Below are 8,371 nucleotides of genomic sequence, written 5' to 3'. Positions count from 1 at the left end.
CTTTGCATGGCGGATGTCAGGGGTTCGACTCCCCTAGGCTCCACAGCAGGTCAGGACCCCTCCCGGACACCATCCGGGAGGGGTCTTGCATGATCGAAGTCCGCATAGAGTCCACATCCCCACGATGCTCACCCTCCCGGGGGACTGGACTACGTTCAACAAACACGTAAAGTGCTGATCACGAGGGGGGCAGGCGTGCCTCCCCCACCCGCGTCTGAGACGTGCCCCTCGCATACCTGCTTGGTGCCACCTGGGGAGGAAGGCCCGGCAGGCAGAGGCCCCCACCGGTGATATCGGTGGGGGCCTTCTTGTCTCCAAGGTAAACCGCCCCGAGGCTCGATGCCCCGGGGCGGGACGCCTCGGCCGAAGCCCGGCGTCTAACGACCGAAGTTGGCGGAGACGTGTACGCCGACTCCGGTCGCTACCGAACCGCAACCGCCTGGCAGGGACGGGCGGTAAGCGGTGTCAGCGGGATACCCCCTGACAAGATCAATAAATATGCCTGACCAGGCAAAGACAAGACCGCAAGATCAATACAGCGTGAACGGGTGCCCCTGGACCCCCCGCCTGACTGGCTACTCCCCCGGCGGCGGGAGATCGGCAACCGCATCCGCGCCGCACGCGAGGAACGCGGTCTGAGCCAGAACCAGTTAGCCGACCTGATCGGCCGCGAGTACCGCACGATCCTCCGCTGGGAGTACGCGCAGCGCATCCCCAACCTGGAAGACCTGCTGCTCATAGCTGACGTTCTCGGCGTCCCGGTGTCCGACCTTGTCCGGTGAGCCCGGCCCCGGAGAATCGGCAACCCCGGGGCCGGGGGTTTCAGCGACCGAGCCCGCGCGGCGTCGTCTGCCGCGGCTGCGCGGGACGGCAGTAGCTCGGGCAGACGGTCACCGTGGTGCCGCCGGCCGTCCCTCCGGGGATCTCCCACGTCCTCGGCTTGCCCCTGATCGGCTTGTCACAGCGGGCGCAGCGGTGCATGCAGCATCTCCTTACGGACGTGGGTGGCCGGCCGCCTTATGGCACTCGGGATGGGCGTACACGTCGATGCTCATGTCGTGCGCGCCCATGAAACCCGTGGCCCGACCGGCAGGTATGGCTCCCGACTTGAGCGGCTTGGCGCACCAGACGCAGGCCCATCCGCGGTGCTGCGGGCCGTTCAGCTTGGTCGCGTCGGGGAGGGGCTGCTTCCGCCGTCTCACGGCTCGACTACCTCGGCCCAGATATGCGGCCCGGTCCCGACGTCGCTGCTTCCCCAGTTGTCCGCCTGGCTCAGAACGGCGATGGCTTTCCGCCAGCTGTCCCAGTCCGAGGCGGCCGGTGCGGGTGCGGTCACGCGTATGCCGCGCCGTGCAGGGATCTCCCGCACCGGGCCGCCGAGGGCGTCCTCAAGTGCGGCACGCAGTAAAACTGCACGACTTTCAGGCACAGCTCATCCCCGCTCTCGTGCGAGAGAATGACTCTCGTACGAGAGTAGACCGAGGCTCACTACTCTGTCACGTAAGTCACATGGAAGGAGGCGGACGGTGAGCGAGACACCGCTGTACCTGCGAGTAGCTGACGACCTTCGCGCCCGCATCGAGAGCGGCGAACTCCAGCCCGGCGCTCGCCTGCCCTCCGTCGCCGAGCTGATCGAGCAGTACGGCGGCAGCAACAGCGTGCCCAGCTCGGCCTACCGGCTGCTCGTGTCCGAAGGCCTCGTCGTGTCTCGACATGGCGCCGGCCACTACGTCCGCGGCACGGACACCCCCGACCTCCTCGTCCGCCAGCACCGTCGCCGTAGCGAGGACTCGCCGTTCGCGCAGGGCGCGGCCGAGCAGGGCGCCGTTGGCACCTGGCAGCACGAGAGTACCACGGAGAAAGCCAGCGAGGCAACGGCGGCCCGGCTCGGCATCACGGCCGGGGACCCGGTCATGCACACCTCGTACGTCTACCTCGCCGACGAGCGCCCCGTGATGATCGCCGAGTCATGGGAGCCGCTCGCGCTTACCGGTCAATCCCTCATCGCTCTACCTGAGGTCGGTCCGTACGCGGGTGTTGGGGTGGCTGCGCGAATGCGGGTGCTCAGCATCGACGTCGGGGACCCAGTCGAGCGGGTCCAGGCCCGGCCCGCCACGCGCGCCGAGGCGCAAGCCCTCGGTATCACCCCGCCCGGGGCCGTGCTGGCGATCGAGCGGACGTACTACGACCAGGCCACCGGCCGCGCCGTGGAGACTGCGGACATCGTGCTGCGTGGCGACCGGTGGGTGGCGGTGTACGGGCAGGTCCCGCAGGTCTAGGACGCGGCGGCCCACACGTTGTTCGCGTCCGGGGTGTACCCGGAGAGCGTGATGCTGCTCGCGAGGGCCGTCTGCCCCGAGGCACTGCGGCACCACCTGTACGAGCCCGCGCTCAGGTTGGCGTTGCCCGGCGTGAAGGTGTTGCCGTGGGTGCTGCCGCAGCTGAAGTTGGGCGAGGTCGTGCCGTTGAACAGCAGCGCCGCGTAGTACCGTCCGGCCGCCGCGGTGTACGGCGCGGTCAGGCTCATGGCCTTCGCGCCCACGCTGTTCCACACCGTGGACTGGTCAGCGGTGATCCCCACCCGGGCGCCGCTGGAGTCGTACAGCCCGGCCAGACACTGCCCGGACGTCAGCCCGCTGCCCGCGGTGCCGATCACGGCGTGCAGCCGGTTGATGGTCGCGCCCTGCCGCAGCACCAGCTCCAGCAGGTAGATGAACCCCGCGCTCAGCGTCGTCCCCGAGGGGCCGCACGCGGCCGGGTCAAACGTCCACGCGGTCAGCCCGTGGTCGGCCGGCGTCCAGATGTTGCCGTAGGAGGCGAGGCTGAGCGCGCCGATCGCGCTCGGGGACAGTGCGTCCGAGCCGCCCGCAGCGTGGCTGGCCGCGTGCGCCGTCGGCGTCCGGGCGTTCGTGGTCGTCGGATCCGTCGACACCAGGGCGATCCCCGAGCCCGCCCCGGCCGCGCCGAGCGAAGGCTGCGGACCGGTCGCACCGGTATCGCCCTTCGGCCCCTGCGGTCCGACGTCGCCCGTGTCGCCCTTGGGGCCGGTGGCGCCAGTCGCTCCGGTCGCTCCTGCTGGCCCCTGCGGTCCCGTATCGCCAGGGTCTCCCTTCGCGCCCGCGGGCCCCGTGGCACCGGCAGGGCCCGGGTCACCCTGCGGTCCGGGCGGGCCCGGCACAAGCACGTACTCGCCGTCATCCGCGCCAGCGTCGGTCAGCGCCGACAGATCGACCGTGCCGAGACTGTGCGGCAGCGACAGGTACAGGGCGTCACCACCCGTCTCCAGACGGTACGTCCACCCCGTCGGCGTGAACCCGGCAGCGTCGTTGGCCACGAGGTCGACAGACCAGGGCCCATCTGCGTCGGGCTGAACGACGACGGGCTGATCGTTGCGGACGACGACGCCCCACTCCTCGCCCACAACGCGCGACGGCACCGGCCGGATCTTCACCGGCAGCAAGCGGCCCTCGCCGTCGGCCCGGGTCTGGTAGCCGGTCAGGGTGACGGTCTGCACCCCATCAGGAAAGGCCATGACGACTCCTACGTACGACGACGTCCGCTGAGGACGATCGGAGGGGTAGACGACTCAGACGGGTCAGGCTGCGGCGCACCGTCCCGCCGGCACACGAGAGCATCCGGGTCATCCGCTGGAGCCTGGAGCCCGTAGCCGTCCGGGCACGCCGGTCCGGCCGGGCCCTGGTCACCCTTGGGCCCCTGCTCGCCCTGCGGTCCTGGCTCACCCTGCGGGCCCTGCGGCCCTTGGGGGCCGGCGTCGCCAGGCGAGCCCTGCTGGCCGGACGTGCCGGGCGTTCCGTCCTCGCCGTCCTTGCCGTTCGCCCCGTTCTTGCCCGCGCTGCCGCTTGGGCCGGTGGGACCGGTCGCGCCGCGCGGGCCCGGTATCGGCACTGGTACCTCGGTCCTCGCGGGCAAGTTGTCCACGGCTCGGGTTGGGTCTGGGGCGACCGGGGTGCGGCCGGTGGACTGCACCTGCGCGCGCAACGCCCGAACGTCCCCGGCCAACGTGGACACCGCATCGCCGCGGCGGTCAGCCTCGGCCGCCGCCGCGGCGTACCGGCTGTCCGAGGCGTCGATGCGGTGCCACGTTGCCCACGCGATCCCGAAGAGCGCGACGATCGCGCACACCGTCGCGATGCTGCGCCAGTGCTGAACGATGGTGCGCTCTGTCCGGGTCATGGCGGGATGTTTCCTCCGAGTCGGATGATCTCTATCTCAAGCTGGGTGATCCTGATCAGGTCGTCGCGCCTGCGCTGGTGCAGAACGTCGACTTCAGCCTGTGCGGCCTTCCGCTCGCCGCGCTCCGAGTTCAACTCCTCTTGGAGCTGGTCGGTCAGCGAGTTCTTGCCTTCGCCGCGCTTGCCGATGAACGTCACCACCGAGCCGGACACGACGCCCACGCAGGCGAGAATCGCGCCGATGGTGGTGACGTCCACGGGCCTCCCTTACCGGTCGGACACGGACTGCGCGGCCGACCTGTTCGGCACGGCGTAGGTGATGCCCCACGCGCCGAGGACGGCGAGCACGATGGTGACGCCCTCGCCGGCCGTGATGATGTTGTCCTGCGCGGCGGTCACGGCCGCCGCGGTGCCGGCCGACAGACCGGCCAGGATGGACTTGACGTAGGTGGCGATCCTCATGGGTCAGGACTCCTTCTGCGCGGTGTGCGCGGCCAGGGCCGACGCGAGCGCGTCGACCTTCTGTTCCAGGCGGCGGACGACGATCTCGATGTTGTTCAGCCCGGTCGCCGGGGCGATGTAGGGGTTGGTCTTGTTGGTCTCCGGGTTGGGGTTCTTCACGACCCCGTCCGTCAGCCACACGGTCTTCACGTCGGCGGCGGTGAGCGCCACGTTGGTCTCCTTCGTGTCGGTGCTGCTGGCGCCGCCCTTCGCGGCCACCAGAACGGCGGCCATCGGGAACGCGCCCGGGTCGCCGTGGTCGTTCTCCGGGACGTGCTGGTGGCCACACCAGCCCTTGAAGGACCGCCACTCGGCCATCGACATGCGCGCCGGGTTAGCGCCGTACGACGCAGGCGTGACGCCCGGCCGACGCGCGTCCTTGCCGTACGCCAGCCAGTCCTTCACGCACGTCAGCGGGATTCCGTGGTTCGCGTTCAGCCACCGCACCAGCCACGCGAACTCGGCCACCGCCCAGTCCGGGGCCGTCGGCCAGTGGATGTAGTCGACGCCCGCCTTCTTGCCGCCCCAGCTGGTCTTCTTGGCGTCGTCGCACGTGCCGACCAGTTCGACCTGGAAGGCGTTCGCGGTGTTCGTCTCGACACCACCGGGCCGGTTCTCCAGGGCGCGCGCCGACTCGTCCACGTCGAAGTGCTGGTACCAGCGGATCTTCCGCGCCTTGAAGTCCGGGACACCGGTAACCGTCGGGGCGATCGAGCCGCCGCTGTAGTCCGTCAGCGTCATGCCCTCGGTGGTGTGGACGACGCCGCAGTTGACTTCCATCGCCGAGCCGCTGTACTGGCCCGTGCCGTAGAAGTGGGACAGCGAGGCGCCCGGTATCTTCTGGGGTCCGGTCATGGTCATGGGCTGTGCCTTTCAGAGGAGTCGTGCGTACCGGGGGGATCCGCCGATGGCGCCGCCACCGCCGTACTTGCCGCCCGTCGTGGCACCGGACGTGCGGCGCACCTGGAACAGCACCTTCAGCTGCGACACACCGCGGTATGGGGTGAGGTCGAGGGTCAGCGCCGGGAAGACGTACGAGAACGTGGCCGGCACCGTGCCGTTGGCGACCACCGTGCTCTCAAACAGCACCTGCCACGACCCACCGGTGTTCGTGGTGGAGACGACGTCGCCGATGAGCACCAGGCCGAGGGACAGCGTGGCCGTGCGCGGGCTCAGCACGGTCTCCCACAGGGTCACGAAGCTGGCCGAGTCCTCGTACACCAGGCCGTGCAGGCTGGTCGGGTAGAACGGCAGCTCATCCCGCTCCCACCCCGAGCGGCGCAGGTCGTCCACCTGCTTTTGCAGGTCGGCGATCTGCCGCAGGATGTTGGGGGGCTTCTGGACTTTGGGCATCAGGCCACCGCACAGGTGATCTTGACGACCTCGGGGCCGTTGACCGAGCTGTTCTCGATGGCGACGATCCGCAGCACGCCCTCGCGGCCGTTCGGAGACTGCGGCTCGGGGTCGATGACGAACAGCGCCTCGTCGCCCACCGAGTACGAGCCGAACGCCGGGTCGACGTCCGCAGCCACCGTGAACGTGGGCTGCACCGTGGCGCCCGAGGCTGCCTGGAGATCAGCGTTGGTCAGGCTCTGCACCTGCGTTTCATCTGTGACCCCGTCGTACGTGGCAACTCCCTCAAGGAGCGGCCATCCCGCGTCGAGCATGTCCTGCTCACTGGCGGTCTTCACGATCTTCGCCTCGCCCGTGCCGGCACCGAGCCCGGACATCTCCGTCACCAGCGAGGTGCCGTCCTCGGGCCAGTCGTAATCGAGGATCGACCCAGAGGGGCCGCCTTTCGAGAACACGAGCCCCGACTCGTCCGAGCTGCGGCCCCGGTTCGGGAACCACGTACGCGCCCGCCTGAATCGGCTGGGCGGGTTGTTGTTCGTGATCGGCGTCCAGCCCACCTCAATTGCGAAGTCGAACCCGTTGTCGGCCGCGCTCAGGTCGGCGATGCTTTTGTAGATCTCCGGGCGCTCGTACCCGAAGTACGTTGCCGTCCGGGTGATCCCGTCCGCGCCTGCCGCCAGCGCGTTGATGTCGACGTGGATGTCGCCGCCCGCCTGATCGTTCGCGTACCGCAGCAGGGACCAGACGATGAACTTCTGGTCCGCGTACAACCGCTGTCCGCCCGCATCCACATACGACGGGTCAATCAGCAGCGACGTGTCCGTGGACAGCGTCTTCTTCACGAATCGGCGCTGGTAGTAGCTGAGGAACTCGGCGGCCTGGATGGACTTGCCGCCGGTCGCGGGTGTCCGGGTCCACACGATTCCGCCCCACACGATCACCCCGTCCCGGTCGACGTAGACGGCGGTCCGGGCCGGGGTCGACGCAGTCTCCGGATCGAGCGGCAGCGTCTCGTTGTTGTAGGGGATCGTCCCGGTGAGGGTGCCGATGCCGTTCAGCGTGTAGTTGTACGTCACGTTGGACAGGGGCAGCTCGGCGAGTAGCACGTCCGTGCGCAGGTCGCAGAACAGGTACGTGTACGTGTGCTGCGGCTCGGCGCTGGCATCGAACAGGGAAGCGCTCAGGGCGCTCGGGTCGGCCGTCATGACGTCGTCTCGTACTGGCCGAGGATCGAGAATTTCATGGTGGACGCCCACGTGAATGGGGTGATCGAGTCGACCAGACCGCCGGGCGTGGAGCCGAGGTCGACGCGTGGCCCGTCAATGGCCAGCTGCAACTTGGTGGTCTGCCCCGGCACGCCCTGCGCCAGCGCGCTCACGGCGCGGACCGTGCTCGCGGGCTCCAAGCTGGCCTTGCCGACCGGGGCACCATCCACGGCCAGGGGGAACCCGGACGGAAGGCTGAAAGTCCAGTTGTCTCCGGTGCCGGCGCCGCTGCCGAAGTTCGTGCTGCTGCCGAATACGACGTTGATGTAGAAGAGAATCGTCCGGCCGATCTTGGTGTACCGGCTGTCCACCGTGGAGTTCCCGAAGGACGGGTTCGCCGCCCCGGTGGTCGTGCCCCACGCTGGCGTCCACGACGTCCACGCCCCCGGCGCCTTCTGGATCTCCCCTGAGGAGCCGTCCAGCTTGCCGTACAGGATCCGGTCGGTGTCGGTCAGGTAGCGGAGCTGGCCGGGCGCCGGATGGTTCATGTCGGCCGCCGCCGCGTGCGGCGTCATCCCACCCAGCAGCGGGGTGAACTGGCGGATATCCGTGATGTTGCCTGCGGCCACGCTGGTCTGGCTCGGGGCGACCGCGATATCGGCGAGGAGCTGCGCGTTGGACGGCAGCGTGCCCCGCACCGTCGCGCCCGCGGACGCCGCATACGGGCCCTGGATCAGCTCGATCCGGAACTCTGAAGTGGAGCCGGTGGTTTCCTGGTCGTACACCGAGGCGACGATGCAGTCTTTCCGGTACTGCCCGGCCCCGCCCGCGGGTGGCACCGTGACTGTGTAGTCGCCGTCGTTGACGCAGGCGTAGGAGCCGTACGCGGCCAGGTCGTGGTTCTCGATGAACGCGAACCCTGCGGACACGATGACGGTCATGTTCGGGGTGGCCGCGGCCCGCACCTTCAGCTGCTGCATCTGGTAGCTGGGGCGCACCCCCTGCCGGATCCGCATTGGGGTTGCCTCGTCCGCGGTGAACCCCGGGTAGCCGCACAGCGCGGAGAGGACCAGACGGTCCATGCGGGCCGAGTACGTGCCAGCCTGCATCCAGGTAGGC

Annotated in this window: 10 protein-coding genes; 3 read left to right on the top strand and 7 right to left on the bottom strand. The window is 69.3% G+C overall.

The annotated features are described in order from the left end of the window. Nucleotides 1-548 precede the first annotated feature (548 nt). Both ACFXI4_RS41395 and ACFXI4_RS41390 read left to right on the top strand, forming a co-directional pair. A complete protein-coding gene (locus ACFXI4_RS41395) occupies nucleotides 549-782 on the top strand; it encodes a helix-turn-helix transcriptional regulator (RefSeq protein ID WP_385001933.1) in 234 nt (77 codons plus the stop codon). Nucleotides 783-1,526: 744 nt separating this feature from the next. Further along, nucleotides 1,527-2,279: a GntR family transcriptional regulator gene (locus ACFXI4_RS41390; protein WP_385001930.1), complete on the top strand. Its 753-nt coding sequence runs from the start codon at nucleotides 1,527-1,529 to the stop codon at nucleotides 2,277-2,279. On the opposite strand, the gene ACFXI4_RS41385 is transcribed toward ACFXI4_RS41390, so the two are convergent. Continuing rightward, nucleotides 2,276-3,532, bottom strand: a complete 1,257-nt coding sequence (locus tag ACFXI4_RS41385) for a hypothetical protein (protein WP_385001927.1) — start codon at nucleotides 3,530-3,532, stop codon at nucleotides 2,276-2,278. The genes ACFXI4_RS41390 and ACFXI4_RS41385 overlap by 4 nt on opposite strands. A gap of 444 nt (nucleotides 3,533-3,976) precedes the next feature. On the opposite strand from ACFXI4_RS41385, the gene ACFXI4_RS41380 reads away from it, so the two are divergent. Further along, nucleotides 3,977-4,168: a hypothetical protein gene (locus ACFXI4_RS41380; RefSeq protein WP_385001924.1), complete on the top strand. Its 192-nt coding sequence runs from the start codon at nucleotides 3,977-3,979 to the stop codon at nucleotides 4,166-4,168. Nucleotides 4,169-4,190: 22 nt separating this feature from the next. Here the strand turns inward: ACFXI4_RS41380 and ACFXI4_RS41375 are convergent, their stop codons facing one another. Genes ACFXI4_RS41375 through ACFXI4_RS41350 form a run of 6 tightly spaced genes read right to left on the bottom strand, consistent with a single transcriptional unit; the run spans nucleotide 4,191 to nucleotide 8,361 of the window. After that, entirely contained in the window at nucleotides 4,191-4,451 is a 261-nt protein-coding gene (locus ACFXI4_RS41375; RefSeq protein ID WP_385001921.1) for a hypothetical protein, read from the bottom strand. A gap of 9 nt (nucleotides 4,452-4,460) precedes the next feature. Further along, entirely contained in the window at nucleotides 4,461-4,655 is a 195-nt protein-coding gene (locus ACFXI4_RS41370; RefSeq protein ID WP_385001919.1) for a hypothetical protein, read from the bottom strand. Nucleotides 4,656-4,658: 3 nt separating this feature from the next. After that, on the bottom strand, nucleotides 4,659-5,555 hold the full coding sequence (locus ACFXI4_RS41365) for a hypothetical protein (protein ID WP_385001916.1): 897 nt from the start codon (nucleotides 5,553-5,555) through the stop codon (nucleotides 4,659-4,661). Between the two features lie 12 nt (nucleotides 5,556-5,567). After that, nucleotides 5,568-6,047 carry a hypothetical protein gene (locus ACFXI4_RS41360; protein ID WP_385001913.1) on the bottom strand — a complete coding sequence of 160 codons (480 nt, stop codon included), beginning with the start codon at nucleotides 6,045-6,047 and terminating at the stop codon, nucleotides 5,568-5,570. Further along, nucleotides 6,047-7,252: a hypothetical protein gene (locus tag ACFXI4_RS41355; protein ID WP_385001911.1), complete on the bottom strand. Its 1,206-nt coding sequence runs from the start codon at nucleotides 7,250-7,252 to the stop codon at nucleotides 6,047-6,049. The genes ACFXI4_RS41360 and ACFXI4_RS41355 overlap by 1 nt, the downstream gene beginning before the upstream one ends. Continuing rightward, nucleotides 7,249-8,361 (bottom strand): hypothetical protein, encoded by a 1,113-nt coding sequence (locus ACFXI4_RS41350; protein WP_385001908.1) that lies wholly within the window; start codon nucleotides 8,359-8,361, stop codon nucleotides 7,249-7,251. The genes ACFXI4_RS41355 and ACFXI4_RS41350 overlap by 4 nt, the downstream gene beginning before the upstream one ends. Nucleotides 8,362-8,371 lie beyond the last annotated feature (10 nt).

Origin of the sequence: Streptomyces sp. NPDC059224 (assembly GCF_042754285.1) — a bacterium.
Lineage (GTDB): Bacteria > Actinomycetota > Actinomycetes > Streptomycetales > Streptomycetaceae > Streptomyces.
The sequence above is the reverse complement of the archived record's forward strand: the minus strand, read 5'-3'. Positions and strand labels throughout refer to the sequence as shown.